Below are 21,285 nucleotides of genomic sequence, written 5' to 3'. Positions count from 1 at the left end.
ACAATTCACCATCAAACTGAGCCGACATCAAGTCCGATGAAAAATCGAGGTGAGCCCTACTACGTCGACGACCGCAAATACTTTGAGCTCTCCACGTTTTACGACGAGTTCGGCAAGGACTGGACGCAACGCCGGTTGCCAATGGCGGGTCTTGCGGCTTAACGGGTTGATCCCACGCACCAGGTGCTTGCAATCAACCCGTTAGTCGTGTCCGGTCGGCAGGACGCAACAGGTAGGTGTCCATGATCCAGCCGTGGCGCGCCCGCGCGGCCGCGCGCGTCTGCGCGATCTGATCACCGACCTCGCCGACCGTGCCCGCGACGAGCATCTCGTCGGGCGTGCCCAGATACGCCCCCCACCAGATACGGGTGGCCGGCGGGCAGCTGCGAAACGCGCAGTCGGCGTCGAGCATCACGACGGCGCTGCCCGACAGCCCCTGCTCGCGCAGCTGCCGGCCGGTCGTGATGAGGACGGGCTCGCCGACGTCGTTGAGCGGGATGCGATGTCGCGCCGTCAGCGCCTGGATGGCGGTGACGCCAGGGATGACGTCGTACTCGAAGTCGACCTCGCGCGCGACGGCGTCCAGGATTCTCAGTGTGCTGTCGTACAGCGAGGGGTCGCCCCACGCCAGAAACGCGCCGACGCCGTCGGGCCCGAGTTCGGACTCGATGGCCGACGCCCACACCCGCGCTCGCGCGGCGTGCCAGTCGGCGACGGCCTTGCGGTAGGTCGGGCTGTCGGGCGCCAGCCTGTTCCTCGGCGGGTCGGTCAGCGTCACGAACCGGTAGCCGGGTTCGCGGATGAAGCGCTCGCAGATCAGCCGTCGCAGCGCCACCAGCTCATCTTTGGCGTCGCCCTTGTCCATCGCGAAGAACACCTGGGTGTCGTTGAGCGCCGCGACCGCCTGAGCCGTCACGTAGTCGGGGTCGCCGGCGCCGATACCGATGACGTGGATCCGCCGAGTCACGCCGCGAGTATGGCATGACCTGCCGATACTCAAGGTATGCGGTACCCGAGGTATTGACTATCCGAATCGGCGCATCTACCTTCATGGGCGGGAGCCCGACGAAGGGAAGTCACCGATGAGTGCACCTACCCGCGAGGAATTCTCCGAGCGCCTGCTGCGAGGTTCGGTGAAGAAGTCCTATGCGCCGATCGTCGACATCGACTGGGACGCGCCGCTGGACCCCGATAAGTTCTTCCTGCCCCCCAAGACCGTCTCGCTGTACGGAACATCGTTGTGGCAGAGCATGTCCCGTGAACAGCGCATCGAGTTGTCGCGTCAGGAACTCGTCAACACGCTGTCGGCGGGTATCTGGTTCGAGAACATCCTCAACCAGTCGCTGCTGCGCAAGATGATGCATCAGGATCCCACCGCGAGCGCCACCCACTACGAGCTCACCGAGCTCGGCGACGAGACGCGGCATATGGTGATGTTCGGCAAGGCCATCGAACGTGTCGGCGCAAATCCGGTGTGGCCCAAGTGGTATCAGCGGGTGATCATCAACGCGCTGCCGTTCGTGTTCCAGGGCTCGGCGCTGTGGGTCGCCGCGCTGATCGGCGAGGAGATATTCGACTCGCTGCAACGCCAGATGATGGATGACGACGAGTTGCAGCCGCTGGTGCAGCGCCTGATGCGGATCCACGTCACCGAGGAGGCCCGGCACATCCAGTTCGCGCGCGACGGGTTGCGCAAGCGGGTGCCGCACATGCGCCGGTTCCCGAAGTTCGTGCTGGCCAACGTCAACGGCCTCGGGGGGTACTTCTTCCGGTTTCTGTTCACGAACAAGGTGCAGTACCGCCGCGTCGGCCTCGACCCCCGCCAGGCACGTCGCATCGCGCGCGGCAGCCCGCACCGACGCGAAACCCAGATCATCGGGTTCGCGCCGCTGGCGGGCTTTCTCGAAGAGGTCGGCCTGATGGGCCCGATCGCGCGCCGGATGTGGCGTCGCAGCGGGTTCCTGCGGGGTTGACGCCCGTGTACGACGGCCCGGCCATCATCCGCGTCAACGACGCGGACCACGGCGCGCGGGTCCGATTGACCGGCCACCTCGATCCCATCGACGGCCGGTACCACTGGCGCGGCATGGTCTCCGACTGCGCGCTCGACCCGACGCTTCGGCTGCCCCAGCAGGTGTCGGTGTCGATCGAGGGCCGGACGTCGCAGGGTCAGCTCACCGAGATGACACCGTGGGGCACCCATTGCGTCGCCGGCGTGGGCATGCCGCCATACCCTGTCGGCTGACGGGTTACTCCGGGCTCTGGTCCGTGATGGCGCGGTATCCGTGGGCGCCGGCGCGGTCCACGGCCGCGCGAACCAGACCGAACACCAGCCCGTGCAGCGCAGCGGCCGCGATCGCCTGGCGTCCGGAGCTGTCGAGATCCTTGGGGCCCGGCGGTTCGCTGTCCGACGGGCTCAGCCGCTGCCAGATCTCGGTGAACACCTTGCCCGCCAGCAGACCACCGCCCACGCTGATGGCCAGCTGCAGCGGCATGTACAGGGCCTTCGTTGGCACACTCATGGCCCCAACGTTCCCGTGAGCGCAAACCCTAAACCCAAAACTAGAACACGTTCTAAGATGGTGGGGTGCGCTTCACCTATGCCGAGGCAATGACGGACCCGACGTACTACATTCCGCTCGCCAAAGCCGCTGAAGCGGCGGGTTATCACGCGATGACGATCGCCGACAGCATCGCCTACCCCCTCGAGTCGGACTCCAAATACCCCTACACGCCCGACGGCAGTCGCGAGTTCCTCGACGACAAGGCGTTCATCGAAGCCTTCGTCCTGGCGGGGGCGTTGTGCGCGGTCACGACGACGCTGAGGTTCAACTTCTTCGTTCTCAAGCTGCCGATCCGGCCGCCGGCGCTGGTGGCCAAGCAGGCGGGCTCGCTGGCCGCGCTGTTCGACAACCGACTGGGACTGGGTGTCGGCAGCAGTCCGTGGCCGGAGGACTACGAGTTGATGGGCGTGCCGTTCGCCAAACGGGGCAAGCGCATGGATGAGTGCATCGAGATCATCAAGGGCCTGACGAGCGGTGACTACTTCGAGTTCCACGGTGAGTTCTACGACATCCCCAAGACCAAGATGACACCCGCGCCGACGAAACCGATCCCGATTCTGGTCGGCGGCCATGCTGAGGCGGCGCTGCGGCGTGCCGCCCGCTGTGACGGATGGATGCACGGCGGCGGCGATCCCGAGGAGCTGGATCTGCTCATCAAGCGGCTCAAGCAGATTCGCGCTGACGAAGGCCGGACCGGTCCCTTCGAGATCCACGTCATCTCCGCCGATGCGTTCACCCTGGACGGCATCAAGCGTCTCGAGGACAAAGGGGTCACCGATGTGATCGTCGGCTTCCGGATCCCCTACATCACCGGTCCCGACACCCAACCGCTGGACACCAAGTTCCGCAACTTGGAGAGGTTCGCGGAGAAGGTCATCGCGAAGCTGTAGCGGTTGTTACAGCTCGCGCAGCGCGGTGTTCGGGTTCTCCCCGTAATTCTGCCGATAGAGCGTGGCGAACCGCCCGGTGTGCGCGAATCCCCACCGCGCGGCGATCTCGGTGACCGTGTCGTGCATTCGGTCGGCGGCCAGCAGGTCTTGATGGGCGTAGTGCAGCCGCAGCCGGCGCAGATACTGCAGAGGCGTGGTCTCCAGGTGCCTGCGGAACATGTACTGCACCGCCCTCGGTGTGACGTTGACCGCCCGAGCGATGTCGGCGAGCGCGATGTCGTTGGTGACGTTGCTGTCGATGAACTCCACGGCGCGCCGGAGCAACGCCGGTTTGTGATCGGTGCGGTCATGCCGCGACGCCTGGGCCGGCGCGTTGTTGGGGAATGTCGTCAAGGTGACCGCCGCCAACAACCGAGCGGCCTGAGCGACCACCAGCGGCGTGGCGCGGGTGGCGTCGGCCAGCACGTTTCGCTTCACGTAGTCGAGGGTGTTCTTCCACGACTGTGCCGCCGCGCGGTCAACGGGCGCGAAGTTCGAGAAACGCACCGGGACCAGAGCATGGCTTCGTGGCAGGCCCGTGGCCACGCTCGCCACCACGGCCGGATCCAGCAGGACCGCCGTGGCCGTGAGGTCCTGCGCGACGACGTGGTGTGGCAGATCAGGCTGAGAGGTCACCGCGATGTCCCCGGGCATCATCTCGCGCCTCAACCCGCCGCCTTCGGTGTCGAGCCGACCGCCGGTCGTCGATACCACGACGACTCGATGGAGCGGGTCGGGCCATGCTTCGACATGTTCCGCCACGGATATCTCGTCGATTGCGAAGAGCCCCACTGCTATTCGCGCATGAGTCAGCCACGGACCCTCCCGGGGCGCCACCCGTTGGCGAGACAACCGCAGCCGCGCCGCGTAGAGATCGTCCAGGCACTCCTCGGCGGCACTGACGTCGTCGAACTCGAATCGAGTTCGTTCCAGGTGATGGATTTCTCGAAGCGCGCGACCGATCGGACTCACCTCTTCTCAAGGCGAAGGGCCCGGGCTTGCGACTCAACCCGTCTCTCTAGGTAACCAACGTCGCCGGCTTTCAAACCGCGACGGCTCAGGACGCCATCGCGTCGAACAGCCGGGCGATCTGGGCAGGTGCGACATCGACATCGCACTGGTCGCGCAGCGTGTGAAGCGGCTGTGCGATCGCTTGAAGATCAGCCCACTCCTGGGGGTGGGCGACGAAGTACGCGCGGATCGCGTTCTCCCCCTCGCCGGGCGGCATCGCGCCCGCGTCGGTGATGACGTCGTTGGCGCCGGAGTGGGTGGACAGGTAGTCGCCGGTGGCGGTGGACACCGAGCCGAGGGCAGTGCTCAGCCCGGCTGCGGTGCACTGGGGCTGCGCCGCCGCGGTCGGCAGCCCGATCGTGGTCGCGGCCAGTGCGCCGACCGCACCCAACATCAGTGACTTCGAAGCCCGTTGTCTCATGCTGATCTTCTGCATTTTCGTCCCTTTGCGGAGTTGGATTCCCGACAAGGGATCTTTACCCGCGGTTTCGAAGTTGACACTTCTGCGCTGCTGCGCCGCCAGGGATTCGGCCTCGAGGCAGCTGGAGATCTCCTGTGCAACGTCTGTGTAGTCGCGCTAGCCAGGCATGAACGAGATGTCGTTTTCCCGGCAAAAGCCTCGACAAGCGTCGAAGCGGTGCCCTGACTGACTCCGCCCCTCGCGCGTCACTCCCACCTGACGTCGCCGGGCTCTTTGTCGGGCCGCAGCCCCCGCCAACTCGGCTGGCGCAAACGGTTATCGGAGGTGCGTTCGCTGTAGCGCACCTCGCCGACCAGTTCGGGGCGCACGAACGTGACGCCCTTGGCGTCCTGGCGGGGCAGCGGGTCGTTGAACGGGCTCTCGTCGGTCTCCAGCGGCGTCAGGATTTTCTTCAGCTCGGCCAGCGCCTTGTCGGTGAAGCCCGTACCGACCCGGCCCACGAACTGCAGCCCGCCGTCGGCCGGTATTCCGAGAATCAGCGAACCGATCCCGCTCGAGCGTCCCCCTTCGCCTCGGCGCCAACCGCCGATCACGACTTCCTGTGTGTTCCAGAGCTTGTCCTTGATCCACGACTTCGACCGTCGTCCCGGCTGGTATGTCGAGTCGCGTCTCTTTGCGACGACACCCTCCCAGCGCTTCTCACGAGCGTGCTCGAGCGCCTCGGGGCCGTCGCCGGGGAGCTGATCGGGCACGATCAGCCCGCCGCCTTCTGCCAACGCCTCGAGCAGCCGCCGACGGTCGGTGTATTTGGCACGCAGGAGCGACCGCCCGTCGAGGTAGAGGATGTCGAATGCCCAGAACTCGACGCGGGTGGAGCGGGCGCGGTTCTGCATCTCGGTGAAACTCGGCACCCCGGACTCGTCGAGCGCCACCGCCTCGCCGTCGAGGATCACGTGATGGTCGGCGAGATCTGCTGCCAGCGCCTGGAATTGCGGATATTCGGCGGTGACGTCGCGGCCGCGCCGCGAACGGATGTTGAGCTTGCCGTGGTCGGCCTCGAGCAGGATGCGGTAGCCGTCCCACTTGCCCTCGAACGCCCACTGGCCCGCTTTGAGTTTGGCCACCGATCCCTCGGTGGCCAGCATCGGGGCGAGATCGCCCACTTGCAGATGCTTCTGGTCCTTCATGCGGTGGGCGAGCCAGTTCTTGCCGTCGGTCTGGATCAGCGCGTAGCGGCCGCGGATCTTCTCGCCGTGCAGGGTGATGATGACCTCGCCGCCCTTGGCGGGCCCGTCGGGCGGAACGTCGTTGAACTTCTCGGTTTCGTACGTACCGGTGTCCCAGATGATCATCTTGCCGCCGCCGTACTCCCCTTTCGGGATCTCGCCGTGAAACGTCAGGTACTCCAGCGGGTGATCCTCGGTGTGCACGGCCAGATGGTTGACCGACGGGGTGTCGGGCAGGTTCTTGGGTATCGCCCAGCTCACCAGCACGCCGTCGCGCTCGAGCCGCAGATCGTAATGCAGCCGTCGGGCATGGTGTTCCTGGATGACGAACCGGTTGTTGTCGCCGGGCTTCGGCGGCTTGACCGGCACCGGCTCAGGGGTTTTCGCCGGATCCCGCATGCTGCGGTAGGTGGTCAGCCGGTCGGCGACGGACACGGCCTCGTCGAGTTCGGCGAGCAGATCGCCCATCTCTTCGACGCGGTCCAGCACCTCGCCGAAGTCGAGATGACGCAGCTTCGGGTCCTCGATCTCGTCCCAGGTCCGCGGCGCGGCGACGGTCGGATGCTCGCGGCCGCGAAGCGAATAGGGTGCGATCGTCGTCTTGGATGCGTTGTTCTGGCTCCAGTCCAGGAACACCTTGCCGGTGCGTTGGCTCTTGGTCATGGTCGCGGTGACGAGCTTGGGCATCGCCTTTTCCAGTTGCTGCGCAACGCGTTTGGCCAATACCGAGGCGCCTTGAGAGCTGACCGGCTCTTCCAGCGGGGCATACAGGTGCAGACCCTTGCTACCGCTGGTGAGCGGAAAGGTCGTCAACCCGATGTCGCTCATCAGATCCCGTACCGCCGTGGCGACCTGACACAGTTGCTTCATCGTGACGCCCTCGCCGGGGTCGAGGTCGAAGACGATGCGGGTCGCAGGGCCCGGCTTGAGTGTGTCTGCGGCCTTGACGAACCGCCACTGCGGAACGTGCACCTCCAACGAGGCCTGCTGCGCCAACCACGCGACACCCTCGACGGTGTCGATGATCGGGTAGGTGGTGGTGCCGGACTTGTGCACGACCGTTCCGCGGTCCAGCCAGTCCGGCGCCGACGACGCGAGTTGTTTTTCGAAGAACGACGATTCCTCGACACCGTTGGGCCAGCGCTTGCGGGTGACCGGTCGGCCGGCGATGTGCGGGATCATCACCTCGGCGATGCGGATGTAGTAGTCGAACACCTGCGCCTTGGTGGTACCCGTCGCCGGGTACAACACCTTGTCGGGGTTGGTCAGCTTGACCCGACCGAAACGATCCACAGTAGAAACGTATACCCGCTGCTACCGTGGATCAGTGCCGAGAATTCTGGCGGCGTGCCTGGTCGCGGCGGCTGCGCTGTTGGCCGCGCCGAACGCCGCGGCGGACCCGCAGGACCTCGTCCCCTACTGCTCGGGCGATCAGACCCCGATCGACAACAACTGCCGACCGATGGCACATCAAACCGTCACCCATGAAGGGTCGGGGTTGGACCCCAATCTGCCCAGCGGTCTGGATCCCGCGAACCCGGCAGTCGTCGGCTAGACGCCTCGCGCCTTCCCCTTTGCTCCTTGCGCCCCTTGCGCCGAAATCTGCGGGAGGGTCGCGGATTCGCCGCGTTATCCACAGCCCTGAGGTAGAAATCGCGAGACGACGGCGGTTTTCGTCGGTGCTCGCGGTCAAGATCCGGCCATGTGGCAACCATTTGTGGGCACCGAGGCACTCAAGGACGGCAGACTGACGCGGGGTCAACTCCGCTGGAACCACACCGCGATCCTTCCGCGGGTGTACCTACCGAACGAGGCTGAGCGCACGCTCTACCTGAACACGGTCGCTGCGTGGCTCTGGACGGGCCGCAAGGGCGTCATCGCCGGACGCGCGGCCGCGGCGCTGCACGGCGCCAAGTACATCGGTGCGTCGACGCCGATCGAAGTGATCGCCGAACACACCCGCCGTCGTGCCGGCGTTCGTGACCATCGGCGCCGAGTTCGCCCACCCGGTGCCCGACTCGGTCTCCGACGACGCGGCCGCGCTGTGCGAGCCGTTGTCGGTCGGCATCGCCGCGATCCGCAAGGCCGGCGTCGACGCGCGGTCACGGGTGCTGGTCGCGGGCGCGGGACCGATCGGCATCGTGGTGACCCAGGTGGCCAAGGCCTACGGCGCCTCCGAGATCACCGTGAGCGATCCGGATCCGGCGCGCCGCGAACAGGCCACGCGTTTCGGGGCGACCACGGTGCTGGACCCGACCGTCGAGCCGGTCGGCTCCGAGCCGGTCGATGCGTTCATCGACGCCTCGGGAGCGCAGCCGGCGGTGGTCGACAGCATCCGTGCGGTGCGGCCCGCGGGTCGGGTCGTCCTGGTGGGTTCGGGGGCCGAATCGATGGAGCTGCCGACGCAGGTGATCCAGAACCGCGAACTGGTGTTGACCGGGGTGTTCCGCTACGCGAACACGTGGCCGACGGCGATCGCGCTCGTCGAGTCGGGTCAGGTGGATCTGGACGCGATGGTGACCGCGCATTTCTCGTTGGAGCAGACCGCGCAGGCCCTGGACTCTGACCGCACGCCGGGTAGCGTCAAGTCGGTGGTGACGGTGTCATGAAGCTGAGCAACTCGACGTTGACCGAGCTCACCGTGGACAAGCCCGGCTATCGCCGCGACGAAATCAGCGTCGGCATAGTGCATTTCGGTGTCGGCGGCTTCCACCGCGCACACCAGGCCGCCTATGTCGACCGGCTGATGGAGATGGGCCTGGCCGAGGCCTGGGGCATCTGCGGGGTCGGCGTCATGCCCGCCGACCGCAAGATGGCCGAGGTGATGGCCGAGCAGGATGGCCTCTACACACTCTTGCTCGAGAAGCCGGACGGCACCCGCGAGGCGCGGGTGATCGGCTCGATCGTCGACTACCGCTACGCACCCGACGATCCCGAGGCGGTGATCGAACTGCTCGCGGCACCCAGCACCCGGACAACATCGACACCACTGGCAGCGGGGTCAACGTCTTCGGGCTGGTCGCCGACGCGCTGGCCCGCAGGCGCGACCGCGGCGTCGGATCGCCGACGATCGTGTCGTGCGACAACATCGAGGGCAACGGCGACGTGGCCCGACAGGCGTTCACCACCTACGCCGAGCGACTGCATCCCGGTCTCGGCGACTGGATGTCCGCACACACCAAGTTCCCCAACTCGATGGTCGACCGCATCACCCCGGTCACCACCGCCGAGGTGATCGACGTGGTGAAGACGGAATTCGGTGTCGACGACCGGCGGCCGGTGGTGGCCGAACCGTTCACGTCGGGGGTGCTCGAGGACGACTTCTCCGACGGGCGACCGCCGTTGGAGCAGGCCGGCGTGCTGCTGGTCGACGACGTCACGCCCTACGATTTGATGAAGCTTCGTCTGCTCAACGCCAGCCACCAAAGCCTTTGCTATTTCGGCTATCTGGCGGGATATCGGTTGGTGGACGAGGCTGCCGGCGATTCACTGTTCGCCCGATTCCTGATGGAGTACATGGATTCGGAGGCGACGCCGACGCTGCGGCCGGTCCCGGGCATCGACCTGCCCGACTACAAGCGCACGCTCATCGAGCGGTTCGCGAACCCGGGGATCAAGGACACCATCGCCAGGTTGTGCTTCGGCTCCTCCGACCGAATCCCCAAATGGCTGCTGCCGGTGGTTCGGGAGAACCTGAAGACGGGTGCGCCGGTCCGGTTGTCGGCGGCGACGTTGGCCAGCTGGGCCCGCTACGCCGAAGGAGTCGACGAGCAGGGCCAGCCGATCGACGTGCAGGATCAACTCGCCGACATCCTGGTCCCGTTGGCGCGATCCCAGCATGACCACCCGACGGCGTTCATCGAAAACACGGCCGTGTTCGGCGATCTGGCCCGCGAACCGCGGTTTGTCGAGGCTTATCTGTGGGCACTCGACTCACTGCACCGCGACGGAGCGCGCGCGACGTTGGAGAAGCTGCTGGGAAAGGACACGCCATGACCGAGCCGGGAAGCCCGCAGCGGGCCCTGGTGATCGGCGAGGCGTTGATCGACATCGTCGCACGCGAGGGTCGCGTCATCGGCGAGTACGTCGGCGGCAGTCCGCTGAACGTGGCCGTCGGCTTGGCGAGGCTGGGCCGCGGGGTCGACTTCCTGACGCACATCGGCGACGATCCGCGCGGGCAACGCATCGCTGAATACGTGAAACACTCTGGCGTACAACTGGTTTCGGGAAGCATGACCGCGCAGCGCACGCCGAACGCGCTGGCCACCCTCGACGCCGACGGATCGGCGCAGTATGAGTTCGACATCGAGTGGCGGCTCACCGGCACTCCCGAGGTGTCGCCACCGCTGGTCGCGCACACCGGATCGATCGGGGCGGTGCTCGAGCCGGGTTGCCGCGCGGTCGCGGCGTTGCTGGACACCTACCATCCGGCGGCGACGGTGACCTTCGACCCGAACGTGCGCGCGGTGCTCATCGAGGACGACGACACCGCGCGTGGGCGCATCGACCGGCTCGTCGAGCGCAGCGACGTGGTCAAGGCCAGCGACGAGGACATGCGCTGGATCGACCCGAGCCTCGCCCCCGAACAGATCGCACAGACCTGGCTGGGCCTGGGCCCCTCGATCGTCGCGGTGACGATGGGCGACCGAGGCGCGTTCGCACTGTGCGCGGCAGGCATGGTGCGCGTGCCTGCGCTGCAGGTCGACGTCGTGGACACCGTGGGCGCGGGTGACGCCTTCATGTCGGGTCTCATCGACGCCTTGTGGTCGCTGGGGCTGCTCGGCGCCCAGCGACGACGCGACCTGGCCGGCATCACCACCGAGGCGTTGACCGGCGTCGTGCGGACCGCCGCGCTGTCGTCGGCGCTGACGGTCGCCCGCGCGGGAGCCGACCTGCCGGATCGCGATACCCGCGATGCCGCCCTGCAATCAGCCATACTGGGTTGATGCGTTCCATCTGGAAAGGCTCCATCGCCTTCGGCCTGGTGAACGTCCCGGTCAAGGTATACAGCGCGACCGAGGACCACGACGTCAAGTTTCACCAGGTCCACGCCAAGGACAACGGACGCATCCGCTACAAGCGGGTCTGCGAGGTGTGCGGCGAGGTCGTCGAGTACCGCGACATCGCCAGGGCCTACGAATCCGACGACGGTCAGACGGTCATCATCACCGACGAGGACATCGCGACGCTGCCCGAGGAACGCAGCCGTGAGATCGAGGTGCTGGAGTTCGTGCCGGCCAGCGACATCGATCCGATGATGTATGACAAGAGCTACTTCCTTGAGCCAGAAGGCAAGTCGACGAAGTCCTACGTGCTGTTGACGCGGACGCTCAAGGAGACCGACCGGGTCGCCATCGTGCACTTCGCGCTGCGCAACAAGACGCGGCTGGCGGCGTTGCGGGTGCAGGACTTCTCCAAGCGCGACGTGATGGTCATCCAGACGCTGCTGTGGCCCGACGAGATACGCGATCCCGACTTCCCGGTTCTCGACAAGGAAGTCGAGATCAAACCCGCCGAGTTGAAGATGGCCAGCCAGGTGGTCGACTCGATGACCGACGACTTCAACCCGGACCGCTACCACGATGACTACCAGGAGCAGCTGCGCGAGCTGATCGCGGCGAAACTCGAAGGCGGCGAGGCGTTTACCACCGAGGAGCAGCCTCAGGAGCTCGACGAGACCGAGGACGTCTCCGATCTGCTGGCCAAGCTCGAGGCCAGCGTCAAGGCGCGGCGCGGAGGTGGCGGTGATTCGGATGGGTCGGCCAAGAAGACCGCGAAGAAGACCGCAGCCAAGAAGGCGCCTGCCAAGAAGTCCTCGGCGAAGAAGGCGGCCAAGAAGTCACCGGCCAAGAAGACCGCGAAGAAGGCCGCGGCCAAGAAGTAGCGGTTGGTGGTCACCGCCCAGTAGTCGCCGGGACCTACCACCGCCGGCGTCGATTTCTGCGCAGGGGTCGTGATCCGGCTGCGATCACAGCCCTCCTGCAGAAATCGCGTCGTGGGTTAGGGCCGGCACCGTCGTCCAGCACGCACCCCGAGCCGCGCACATCGAATTAGAACGTGTTTCAGAATCGCCGCACTCGCGCCTGCGCACTTGTTACGGTCGCCAGGTGACGGAAGGTAGGCCAACGTGATTCTCGACAGGTTTCGGCTCGATGACCACGTCGCGGTGGTGACCGGAGCGGGCCGTGGACTCGGCGCCGCGATGGCGCTCGCGTTCGCGGAAGCCGGTGCGGACGTGGTGATCGCGGCGCGCACACAGGCCCAGCTCGACGAGGTCGCCGAGCAGATCAAGGCGGTCGGGCGCAGGGCGCACGTCGTCGTCGCCGACCTTGCCCACCCCGCGGACACCGCCAAGCTGGCGGACGAGGCCGTCGGGGCGTTCGGAAAACTAGACATCGTCGTCAACAACGTCGGCGGCACGATGCCCAACGCGCTGCTGAGCACCTCCACCAAGGACATGCGCGACGCGTTCACGTTCAACGTGTCCACCGCGCACGCGCTCGCCACCGCGGCCGTTCCGTTGATGCTCGAGCACTCCGGCGGCGGCAGCATCATCAACATCACCTCGACGATGGGCCGGCTCGCGGGCCGCGGCTTCGCCGCCTACGGCACGGCCAAGGCCGCGCTGGCCCACTACACCCGGCTGGCGGCCCTCGATCTGTGCCCGCGGATCAGGGTCAACGCCATCGCGCCCGGGTCGATCCTGACCTCCGCGCTCGACATCGTCGCCTCCAACGAGGAACTCCGCGCGCCGATGGAGAAGGCGACGCCGCTGCGCCGCCTGGGCCAACCCGAGGACATCGCCGCGGCCGCGGTGTACCTCGCCTCCCCTGCGGGCAGCTATCTGACCGGCAAGACGCTCGAGGTCGACGGCGGCCTCACATACCCGAACCTCGACATGCCGATCCCGGATCTGTGAGGAACCCGCCATGACAATCAAAGTCGCCGCGATCGGCACCGGCAACGTCGGTCGCCACGCCCTTTCCCAACTCGTCACCGACCCGCGGTTCGAACTCACCGCCGTGTGGGTGTCGAGTGAGGCCAAAGCCGGCAGGGACGCCGGTGAGCTTGCGGGACTCGGGAATTCGACCGGCGTCACCGCCACCACCGACCTCGACGCCGTGCTGGCCACCGAACCACAGTGCGTGGTCTACACCGCGATGGCCGACAACCGGCTGACCGAGGCGCTCGAGGACTACCGCCGGATCCTGGCGGCCGGCGTCAACGTCGTCGGCAGCAGCGCGGTGTTCCTGCAGCATCCGTGGCAGGTGCTACCCGACGAGATGATCAAACCGATCGAAGACGCTGCGCAACACGGCAACTCGAGTATCTTCATCAATGGCATCGACCCCGGGTTCGCCAACGACCTGCTGCCGCTGGCGCTGGCGGGCACCTGCCAGCGCATCGAGCAGATCCGGTGCATGGAGATCATCAACTACAACACCTACGACAGCGCGACGGTGATGTTCGACGTGATGGGCTTCGGCAAGCCGCTCGACGAGCTCCCGATGCTGCTGCAGCCGGGTGTGCTGTCGCTGGCATGGGGTTCGGTGGTGCGCCAGCTCGCCGCCGGGTTGGGCGTCGAACTCGACGAGGTGACCGAGACTTTCGTGCGTGAGCCGGCCCCCGAGGATTTCGACGTCGCGGCGGGGCGCATCGCCGAGGGAACGGCTGCGGCCCTGCGGTTCGAAGTGCGCGGAATGAAGGACGGCAAGATCGCCACCGTGCTCGAACACGTCACCCGGCTGCGCGACGACCTGTGTCCGGACTGGCCACAGCCGGCGCAGGAAGGCGGGTCGTATCGGGTCGAACTCACCGGTGAGCCGTCCTACGCGCTTGACCTCTGTCTCAGCAGTCCGAACGGGGATCACAACCACGCCGGTCTGGTCGCCACGGCCGCCCGGGTGGTCAATGCGATTCCCGAGGTGGTGGACGCGCCGGCGGGCATCAGAACGACGCTCGACTTGCCCCTTATCACCGGAAAAGGGTTGTACGCTCGCAGTCAGGACGAGGGAAACCAATAGTAAGGATGTGCCTATGCCGACCACCCTTCGTTATCTCACCCCGGTTTTCGCTGCGAGCGGCGTCGTGGCGGCCATCCTGTTCGCCCCGGTGGCCTCGGCCCAGGGCGGCAATGACGATCTGCTGCCCAAGTGCGTCGACACCGGCGGCTCGGCAGCCCTGGGCGGCTCCGACACGGAGTGCGCGACACCCGGCAACGTCTCGATCGACGCCACGCCGGCCGAGATCGGCCCATGGGGCGACATGTGGGGCGGGGACGGCTTCTTCTTCCCCTGATCTTCGAGCGGAGGCCGATCATGCGGCCTAAAATTCGCTGTGCGGCAGCGCTTTTCGCCAGCACCGTTATCGCTTTGGCGGTCACCGCGCCGACTGCTGAGGCCGCACCGCGATGCACCGACGTCGGCCCCAACACCACCCAGTGCCAGACCAACGGCAGCGCCCAGATCGTCACCTCGCCGACGGTGACCACCGAAATCTGGGGCTGGCCGTACGGCGGGTTCGTGATCGGCCTCGGAGGCCTCGGTCGGTGACCTGCCGATGACCACCCACTAGGTTTCGGCTACCCTAACTTTTCTATTCGATACACCGGATAGAAGGGTTGGCTGGTGGCAAGTGATCAGCGCGTGCGGTTGCGGCCGAGTTGGATTCTGCTCGGCCCCGCCTTCGTCGCCGCGATCGCCTACGTCGACCCCGGCAACGTCGCCGCCAACGTCAGCGCCGGGGCGCAGTTCGGCTACCTGTTGGTATGGGTCATCGTCGTGGCCAACGCCATGGCCTGCCTGGTGCAGTACCTGTCGGCCAAGTTGGGTCTGGTCACCGGGATGTCGCTGCCCGAGGCGGTGGGTGGCCAGATGCGTCGAAGCAGCCGGCTGGCGTACTGGCTGCAAGCCGAATTGGTCGCGATGGCAACCGATCTCGCCGAGGTCGTTGGCGGGGCGATCGCGCTGTATCTGCTGTTCGACCTGCCGCTGCTCACCGGCGGGGTGATCACCGGATTCGTGTCGCTGCTGCTGTTCGTGGTGAAGGATCGGCGCGGCCAGCAGATGTTCGAACGCGTCATCACCGGCCTGCTGCTGGTGATCGCCATCGGATTCCTCTCCAGCCTGGTCGTCTCGCCCCCACCGGCCGCCGAGGTCGCCGACGGCCTGCTCCCCCGGTTCGCCGGCGCGGAGAGCGTGCTGCTGGCCGCCGCGATGCTCGGCGCCACCGTGATGCCACACGCGGTGTACCTGCACTCCGGCCTGGCGCGCGACCGCCACGGGCATCCCGAGGCGGGGCCGATGCGGCGCATGCTGCTGCGGGCAACCCGATGGGACGTCGGCATCGCGATGGTGGTCGCAGGGGCGGTGAACCTGTCGATGCTGCTGGTGGCGGCGACCAACCTGCAGGGCCAGGCGGACACCGACTCCATCGAGGGGGCGCACGCGGCGGTCGAGAACACGCTGGGCACAACGGTCGCGCTGTTGTTCGCGATCGGCCTGCTGGCCTCGGGCCTGGCGTCAACATCGGTGGGCGCTTACGCCGGGGCGATGATCATGCAGGGCCTGCTGCACCGCGCCATTCCGCTACTGTTGCGCCGGTTGATCACGTTGACACCGGCGTTGGTGATTCTGGCGGTCGGGCTGGATCCCAGCCGCGCGCTGGTGTTGTCGCAGGTGGTGCTGTCGTTCGGAATTCCGTTCGCGCTGATCCCGTTGGTGCGGTTGACGAGCAATACCCGATTGATGGGCGACGACGTCAACCACCGCGTCACAACGGCGCTTGGCTGGATCGTCGGCGTGCTGATTACCCTGCTGAACGTGGTGCTGATCTATCTGACCGTGACGGGCTGACCGTGCTGCCTGAACACACGTACTTCGCGTACGGGTCCAACCTGTGCGTGCAGCAGATGGCGCGGCGATGCCCGGGCGCGGTCGATCCGCGCCCGGCCAGGCTTTCCGACCACGGCTGGCTGATCAACGAGCGCGGGGTGGCCACCGTCGAACCGTTCGACGGATCCGTCGTGCACGGCGTGCTGTGGCGGATCACCGACCACGATCTGGCCACCTTGGACAGCACCGAAGGTGTTCCGGTGCGGTATCGCCGTGACCGGCTGACGGTGCACACCGACGACGGCCCGGCCGACGCCTGGGTCTACATCGACCATCGCATCGAACCCGGCCCGGCGCGGCCCGGCTACCTGGAGCGCATCATCGACGGCGCACTGCACCACGGCCTGCCGCACCGCTGGGTCGAGTTTCTGCGGCGATGGGATCCGGCAGGCTGGCCACGCTCCGTCCATTCTGCGAATACCCCGGCACCGCAAACTCTTTCGGAGCTGCTGGCCGAGCCAGGCATGATCGAACACAGCACGCTGCGGTCACGGTTCGGCTTTCTGGCCATCCACGGCGGCGGCTTGGAACAGATGACCGACGTCATCGCCGAGCGGGCCGCGGACGCCGCTGGCGCGTCGCTTTACGTGCTTCGCCATCCGGACCACTATCCGCACCACCTGCCGTCGTCGCGGTACCGCGCCGAGGAATCCGAGCGGCTCGCGGAGTTTCTGTCCCACGTCGACGTCGCGGTCTCGCTGCACGGGTACGGCCGCATCGGCCGCAGCACGCAGCTGCTGGCCGGTGGGCGGAACCGCGAACTGGCCCAGCATCTTTCGCGCAATGTCGAGATACCCGGCTACCGGGTGGTCACCGACTTCGACGCGATCCCGCGTGAGCTGCGCGGGCTGCATCCGGACAACCCGGTCAACCGGGTCCGCGGCGGTGGCGCGCAGCTGGAGCTGTCGCCGCGGGTGCGCGGCATCAGTCCCCGCAGCCAGCTGCCCGGCGACGACGGCCTGTCCCCGGCCACGTCGGCGTTGGTGCAGGGCCTCGTCGCGACCGCGCACTCGTGGCACGAGATCTACTGCTAACAGCCGTCGGTGGTGGCCTCTGCGGCCTCCGCGATGACGTCGGCGACGTCGTGGCGGCGCTGGTACGCGCGTCGCTGCCGCACGGCGCCGTTGCCCTGCTCGGTGACGCGGGCCAGTTCCTCGGTGACGGCGTCAAAGTCACCGACCGCTTCCAACGCCGGGCGGACACGATCGACGAGGCGGTCCAGCAGCAGGCGCGCGGGCACGCTGTGATGACCCTCTGACAAATCGACCGCCTCGCCGTCGAGGCCGTCGCGGGCGGACTTCCAATACGCGGCCTTCAACGCGTGCGCCGTCAGCGGCAGCACCGGTTGTCCTTCACGCTCCTCGTCGAGCGCCGTCATCACCGTCGCCCTCACCAACATCGCCAGCAGCACCGTCTCGGCCACCGTGGCCGGCACGTCGGCCACGCGCACCTCGACGGTCGGAAAGGTGGCCGACGGGCGGACGTCCCAATACACCATGCCGTCGTCGAGCACCGCGCCCGCGTTGCGCAGCATCGCGACGACGGCGTCGTACTCGTCGACCGAGTCAAAGTGCGGCGGCGGGCCCGCGCTGGGCCAGCGCGCCCACAGCACGCTGCGCCAGCTGGCGTAGCCGGTGTCGGTGTTGCGGTACACCGCCGAATTGGCCGTCAGCGCAAGCAGGGTCGGCAGCCAGGGCCGCAGCCGGTTGCTCACCCGGATCGCGGCCTCGCGGCTGGGCACCGCCACATGCACGTGGCATCCGCAGATGCCCTGCTCGTGGGCGATCATGCCGAACCGTTCGGCGATTTCCCGGTAGCGGGCGGTGTCGGTGATCGGAAACTGGTGCGGCACCGCGGGCGGCAGCCCGACAGCGAGCAGTTGCGCCCCGCTGGCCTCGGCGGCATCGGTGGCCGCGCGGCGCAGCGTCAGCAGGTGCTCGCGCAGTTCGCGGCTGCCGCCGAAGACGTCGCTGGTGGTTTCGACCTGGCAGCTGGTGAGCTCGAGTTGCAGCTTCACTCCGCGCTCGGCGGCACGGCGAGCCGTCTCGACGTTGACCGGGACGGGTTCGCCGGATGTCGGGTCGGCGAGCAGGAACTCCTCTTCGACGCCGAACGTGGGATGAGTGGCCATGGTGGAGGGTATTGATCCGGCCCGTCGGAACGGGTTCACGACGGGCCGGATCGGGCAGAAAGTCCTTAAGTTGGTGGGACTCCGGGGGTCGGAGTGGGCGGCAGGAGTATTGCCCCGCGCCGACGCCCGTCAAACCTTCTCCTTCGGGCCGGGCGCATACGATCTGATGATGGCCAAGGACTTCCGGTTCGGCGTGGGGCTTCAGGTTGGCCGACGCCGGCAGTCGGTGCAGGATTTCGCCCGCCGGGTGGAGGATATGGGCTACGACGTCCTGCACATGGCCGACCACCTCTACACCACCGCACCGTTTCCCATGCTCACCGCCGTTGCGCTGGCCACCGAGCGGCTGCGCGTCGGCACGTTCGTGCTCAACGCGGGCTTCTACCGGCCCGCGCTGCTGGCCCGTGACGTCACCTCGCTGCGGGATCTGTCCGGCGGGCGATTCGAGCTGGGCCTGGGCGCCGGATACGTCAAGGAGGAGTTCGAGCAGGCCGAGCTGCCGTTCCCGACGGCCGGGCAGCGGGTCGCCTGGCTGGGCCACGTGACCGAACACTTTCACGAGCACGTGCCCGACGTGCCGATCCTGATCGCAGGCAACGGCGACAAGCTGCTCACGCTGGCGGCGCGGCGGGCGCACATCATCGGGCTGACCGGCGGCGCACCCGTCGGGCCCGATTTCGACCCGCTGGCCGACCGCATCACGTTCGTCCGGGAGGCGGCCGGGGAGCGGTTAGACGAGCTGGAGCTCAACCTCGCCGTCACCGCGATGCCCACCGACGATTCGGGCCTACCGGACATGTCGATCACCCGGCAGTTCCTGCCCGGGCTGTCCGACGAGGAATTGCTACGCACACCGGCGGTGTTGTCGGGGTCGACGAAGGAGATCGCCGACACGATCCGGGGCTATCGTGAGACCTACGGCGTCACCTACATCACCGTGCAGCAGCGCCATGCGGAGGCGTTCGCCAAGGTGATCGCGGAACTGCGCTGACGGCCTTTCGGTGAGCTCCGTGCGGACGCGCCCTCGGGGACTTGACGAAAACGTCTCCTTGCCTGGTCCCCAATGGTGGGCTTTGAAGGTCGAGAACGCGATGACAGAGATTTGGGAACGCGCCAGGGGCGAACTGACAGGTCCAAACCCACGAATTGTCCCTCTCGGGCACGGGGTATCAACGGCGTATTGGACGCGTGCTGGCCGATCCGCCATTTATCGGCCCCAGCGGATCGGCCCAGGCGATCGTTAGCAGCTGCCTTGTGCGCGCAAGGACGTTCGGGCGATGACCTTGTTGCAGTCGTTCGATAGTGTCACCGTCGAGTGCGGGTGCGGATGGTCCGGGTGCGCCGACTTCGGCACACCGCTCAGCGCGCGGATTGCGGTTCCGGGCAGGTCTTCCTCGTTGGGTAGCGGAGTACCCAGTTCCTGGGCGAGATCGTAAGCGAACCGTGGCACGCCGCCGAAGACGTTGCTGTTGAGCAGCGTCGGGAAGTTGCCGTTGTCGCCGTGGGTTGGGTCCGCATAGTTCGGGGTGCCGAACCGCTGGTGGTAGTACACCCCGAATAACGAGTTGTCGAGCGCCCGATTCAACGGCGTGTTCTGGTTATAGACTCGGTCGCCGATGGCCTGGACGGCTCGAAGGCCGGGTGCCGGGTTATCGAGACCCGGGCGTCCCACGGCATCGCCGGACTCGGTGCTATGACCGTGGGCCGAAGCCATGCCGACGGCCGGGGATCCCACTGCCAGCATCGCGCCGGCGATGATTCCACCGACGATGGCAGTTGTACGAGCCGTTTGCTGTGGCAGAATTCGATATTGGCTGCTGGACATGTTGATGCCTTTCTATGGAACATTCCATTTTTAGGAGCGAAATATGCGATGGGAGGATTAGTGCGGTGAGATTGCGCGAATTGCCGCGCGATGATGTCAGGAGTTAGCTAATGCACCTATGGTCCGTAGGTCAGCTGGCGGGTGGGCAGATGTTCGATCCGGCAGGGCGCGGAACGCCTCCCGGACAGAGTGCCTTCGAACTCCTCTCCTTGCCGCCGCTCGTCGAGCTCGAACCACCGCCCGTCGAGCCGGAACCGTCACTCGCCGAGCTGGAGTCACTACTGTCGCTGGAACCGCCGCCGTGGTCGTGACCTGGGTGAGGTGACGCAATGGGGGCGAGCAAGACTGCAGACAGACTCCCCGCTAGTAGACATCCGCCGATGAACAATACCGCCTTGCGTGCCTGTGGCATTTCGTTTTCTCCTTTGTTGTGTGCAGTTGTATCGCGATCGGGCCGGGCAGTTACTGAGGGAATCATTTGATTCACAGTCTTTGTCGATTCGAAACGGCGACAGGTTCCCAGGTCCGACATTTTCTGTTGTATTTGCCCTATCCGCGCGGATCGGGATGCGTCCATTCAGGTGTTAGTTCATGTTCCAGGGGTCGCCGTAGGTGGTGAGGCCGTCGCCGGTGGAGGCGATCAGGCGGGCGAAAGGGCGTAGCAGCACGCCACCGGCCGCACCGGTGACGGTCCCGTGCGCGTTGGAGACCGCCACACCACCGTTCGGACCGGCGACGTCAACGGAGAACGTGGCCACCTCCTGGATACCGGGACCGTTGCCCAGATCCGCACTGATCGACACGCCGGGGAACAGGTTCGGCGTCGTGATGAATTCACCGGCCACCGGAGGGAACGGCGCGGAGTCCAACAGGATGTTGGGCGTGGTGTAGCTGAAGTTGATCCCCACACCCAGCGACCACGGGAAGCCGATCTGGTAACCCAGCTCCAGCGTGCCCTCAAACTCCTCGGCATCCGGGCCGGCCACGATGTACTTAGCCCGACCACTATGGAACCACTCACGGGTCAGCCGGTTGCGGTCCAACGGGAACACACCATTGAGGAACGTGTCCCACTGCTGAATCGTCAATGTCCGGTCCCGGCCGTCGATCAAGCTCAACTCGTTGTCCAGCCCGGCGTGGGAAGTGGCCGTGCTCGCAAACAGAGCTGCCGCGCTCACAGTCAATGCGCTCAAGACCCGACTGACTGCCTTCATCTACTCCCTCACTGTTGGCGGTGATCCGGGCCGTGTAGCAGCCCTGATTGCGATGCTGTCTTGTCAGTAGT

Annotated in this window: 22 protein-coding genes and 2 pseudogenes; 16 read left to right on the top strand and 8 right to left on the bottom strand. The window is 66.5% G+C overall.

Annotated elements, in window-relative coordinates; all coding sequences use genetic code 11:
* Positions 1–193 precede the first annotated feature (193 nt).
* Positions 194–967, bottom strand: coding sequence for a precorrin-6A synthase (deacetylating) (gene cobF / locus MELE44368_RS12010; protein ID WP_128108685.1), 774 nt, complete (start codon positions 965–967; stop codon positions 194–196).
* A 115-nt stretch (positions 968–1,082) separates the two neighbouring features.
* Here cobF and MELE44368_RS12005 point away from each other — a divergent pair, with 115 nt between their 5' ends.
* Positions 1,083–1,973, top strand: a complete 891-nt coding sequence (locus MELE44368_RS12005; protein WP_128108684.1) for an AurF N-oxygenase family protein — start codon at positions 1,083–1,085, stop codon at positions 1,971–1,973.
* Positions 1,974–1,978: 5 nt separating this feature from the next.
* Entirely contained in the window at positions 1,979–2,245 is a 267-nt protein-coding gene (locus tag MELE44368_RS12000; protein WP_241566579.1) for a DUF4873 domain-containing protein, read from the top strand.
* Between the two features lie 4 nt (positions 2,246–2,249).
* Here MELE44368_RS12000 and MELE44368_RS11995 read toward each other — a convergent pair whose 3' ends face one another.
* Entirely contained in the window at positions 2,250–2,522 is a 273-nt protein-coding gene (locus tag MELE44368_RS11995) for a DUF4235 domain-containing protein (protein ID WP_128108682.1), read from the bottom strand.
* A gap of 65 nt (positions 2,523–2,587) precedes the next feature.
* On the opposite strand from MELE44368_RS11995, the gene MELE44368_RS11990 reads away from it, so the two are divergent.
* Entirely contained in the window at positions 2,588–3,454 is an 867-nt protein-coding gene (locus tag MELE44368_RS11990; protein WP_128108681.1) for an LLM class flavin-dependent oxidoreductase, read from the top strand.
* A 6-nt stretch (positions 3,455–3,460) separates the two neighbouring features.
* Here the strand turns inward: MELE44368_RS11990 and MELE44368_RS11985 are convergent, their stop codons facing one another.
* The 3 genes from MELE44368_RS11985 to MELE44368_RS11975 all read right to left on the bottom strand — a co-directional run bounded on the left by MELE44368_RS11985 (position 3,461) and on the right by MELE44368_RS11975 (position 7,444).
* Positions 3,461–4,465 carry a helix-turn-helix transcriptional regulator gene (locus MELE44368_RS11985; RefSeq protein ID WP_128108680.1) on the bottom strand — a complete coding sequence of 335 codons (1,005 nt, stop codon included), beginning with the start codon at positions 4,463–4,465 and terminating at the stop codon, positions 3,461–3,463.
* A gap of 85 nt (positions 4,466–4,550) precedes the next feature.
* Positions 4,551–4,925, bottom strand: coding sequence for a heme-binding protein (locus MELE44368_RS11980; protein ID WP_241566578.1), 375 nt, complete (start codon positions 4,923–4,925; stop codon positions 4,551–4,553).
* Between the two features lie 245 nt (positions 4,926–5,170).
* Positions 5,171–7,444, bottom strand: a complete 2,274-nt coding sequence (locus tag MELE44368_RS11975) for an ATP-dependent DNA ligase (RefSeq protein WP_128108678.1) — start codon at positions 7,442–7,444, stop codon at positions 5,171–5,173.
* A 34-nt stretch (positions 7,445–7,478) separates the two neighbouring features.
* On the opposite strand from MELE44368_RS11975, the gene MELE44368_RS11970 reads away from it, so the two are divergent.
* From MELE44368_RS11970 to MELE44368_RS11915, 11 genes and pseudogenes are all read left to right on the top strand, one after another.
* A complete protein-coding gene (locus tag MELE44368_RS11970; RefSeq protein WP_206613753.1) occupies positions 7,479–7,706 on the top strand; it encodes a hypothetical protein in 228 nt (75 codons plus the stop codon).
* Between the two features lie 421 nt (positions 7,707–8,127).
* Positions 8,128–8,760 (top strand): annotated as a pseudogene (locus MELE44368_RS11960) (zinc-binding dehydrogenase); the annotation flags it as partial.
* A pseudogene (locus tag MELE44368_RS11955) lies at positions 8,757–10,147 on the top strand (mannitol dehydrogenase family protein). The pseudogenes MELE44368_RS11960 and MELE44368_RS11955, both read left to right, overlap by 4 nt.
* Positions 10,144–11,097: a carbohydrate kinase family protein gene (locus tag MELE44368_RS11950; RefSeq protein WP_128108677.1), complete on the top strand. Its 954-nt coding sequence runs from the start codon at positions 10,144–10,146 to the stop codon at positions 11,095–11,097. The pseudogene MELE44368_RS11955 and the gene MELE44368_RS11950 overlap by 4 nt, the downstream one beginning before the upstream one ends.
* Positions 11,097–12,035 carry a non-homologous end joining protein Ku gene (ku, locus tag MELE44368_RS11945; RefSeq protein ID WP_128108676.1) on the top strand — a complete coding sequence of 313 codons (939 nt, stop codon included), beginning with the start codon at positions 11,097–11,099 and terminating at the stop codon, positions 12,033–12,035. Before MELE44368_RS11950 ends, ku begins: the two co-directional genes overlap by 1 nt.
* A 243-nt stretch (positions 12,036–12,278) precedes the next feature.
* Positions 12,279–13,070: an SDR family oxidoreductase gene (locus MELE44368_RS11940; RefSeq protein ID WP_128108675.1), complete on the top strand. Its 792-nt coding sequence runs from the start codon at positions 12,279–12,281 to the stop codon at positions 13,068–13,070.
* A gap of 10 nt (positions 13,071–13,080) precedes the next feature.
* On the top strand, positions 13,081–14,175 hold the full coding sequence (locus MELE44368_RS11935; RefSeq protein WP_128108674.1) for an NAD(P)H-dependent amine dehydrogenase family protein: 1,095 nt from the start codon (positions 13,081–13,083) through the stop codon (positions 14,173–14,175).
* Positions 14,176–14,188: 13 nt separating this feature from the next.
* Positions 14,189–14,449 carry a hypothetical protein gene (locus tag MELE44368_RS11930; RefSeq protein WP_128108673.1) on the top strand — a complete coding sequence of 87 codons (261 nt, stop codon included), beginning with the start codon at positions 14,189–14,191 and terminating at the stop codon, positions 14,447–14,449.
* A gap of 74 nt (positions 14,450–14,523) precedes the next feature.
* On the top strand, positions 14,524–14,703 hold the full coding sequence (locus MELE44368_RS11925) for a hypothetical protein (RefSeq protein WP_306439147.1): 180 nt from the start codon (positions 14,524–14,526) through the stop codon (positions 14,701–14,703).
* Between the two features lie 75 nt (positions 14,704–14,778).
* The gene (locus tag MELE44368_RS11920; protein WP_128108671.1) at positions 14,779–16,005 is read left to right on the top strand and encodes an Nramp family divalent metal transporter; all 1,227 of its coding nucleotides are present in this window, start codon (positions 14,779–14,781) and stop codon (positions 16,003–16,005) included.
* Positions 16,006–16,010: 5 nt separating this feature from the next.
* A complete protein-coding gene (locus MELE44368_RS11915; RefSeq protein ID WP_128108695.1) occupies positions 16,011–17,078 on the top strand; it encodes a poly-gamma-glutamate hydrolase family protein in 1,068 nt (355 codons plus the stop codon).
* Here MELE44368_RS11915 and MELE44368_RS11910 read toward each other — a convergent pair.
* Positions 17,075–18,175, bottom strand: coding sequence for a glutamate--cysteine ligase 2 (locus tag MELE44368_RS11910; RefSeq protein ID WP_128108670.1), 1,101 nt, complete (start codon positions 18,173–18,175; stop codon positions 17,075–17,077). The genes MELE44368_RS11915 and MELE44368_RS11910 overlap by 4 nt on opposite strands.
* A gap of 169 nt (positions 18,176–18,344) precedes the next feature.
* Between MELE44368_RS11910 and MELE44368_RS11905 the strand changes: the two genes are divergently transcribed.
* Complete coding sequence (locus MELE44368_RS11905; protein ID WP_128108669.1) at positions 18,345–19,166, top strand: TIGR03621 family F420-dependent LLM class oxidoreductase; 822 nt, start codon at positions 18,345–18,347, stop codon at positions 19,164–19,166.
* A gap of 249 nt (positions 19,167–19,415) precedes the next feature.
* On the opposite strand, the gene MELE44368_RS11900 is transcribed toward MELE44368_RS11905, so the two are convergent.
* Positions 19,416–20,000 carry a hypothetical protein gene (locus MELE44368_RS11900; protein ID WP_128108668.1) on the bottom strand — a complete coding sequence of 195 codons (585 nt, stop codon included), beginning with the start codon at positions 19,998–20,000 and terminating at the stop codon, positions 19,416–19,418.
* 149 nt (positions 20,001–20,149) lie between these two features.
* Between MELE44368_RS11900 and MELE44368_RS26620 the strand changes: the two genes are divergently transcribed.
* Positions 20,150–20,311, top strand: coding sequence for a hypothetical protein (locus tag MELE44368_RS26620; RefSeq protein ID WP_164890095.1), 162 nt, complete (start codon positions 20,150–20,152; stop codon positions 20,309–20,311).
* A 273-nt stretch (positions 20,312–20,584) separates the two neighbouring features.
* Here MELE44368_RS26620 and MELE44368_RS11895 read toward each other — a convergent pair whose 3' ends face one another.
* Positions 20,585–21,214 (bottom strand): porin MspA, encoded by a 630-nt coding sequence (locus MELE44368_RS11895; protein ID WP_128108667.1) that lies wholly within the window; start codon positions 21,212–21,214, stop codon positions 20,585–20,587.
* Positions 21,215–21,285: the final 71 nt, after the last annotated feature.

The sequence above is a fragment of the Mycolicibacterium elephantis DSM 44368 genome, assembly GCF_004014805.1.
In the GTDB taxonomy this organism is placed as follows: Bacteria; Actinomycetota; Actinomycetes; order Mycobacteriales; family Mycobacteriaceae; genus Mycobacterium; species Mycobacterium elephantis.
The sequence above is the reverse complement of the archived record's forward strand: the minus strand, read 5'-3'. Positions and strand labels throughout refer to the sequence as shown.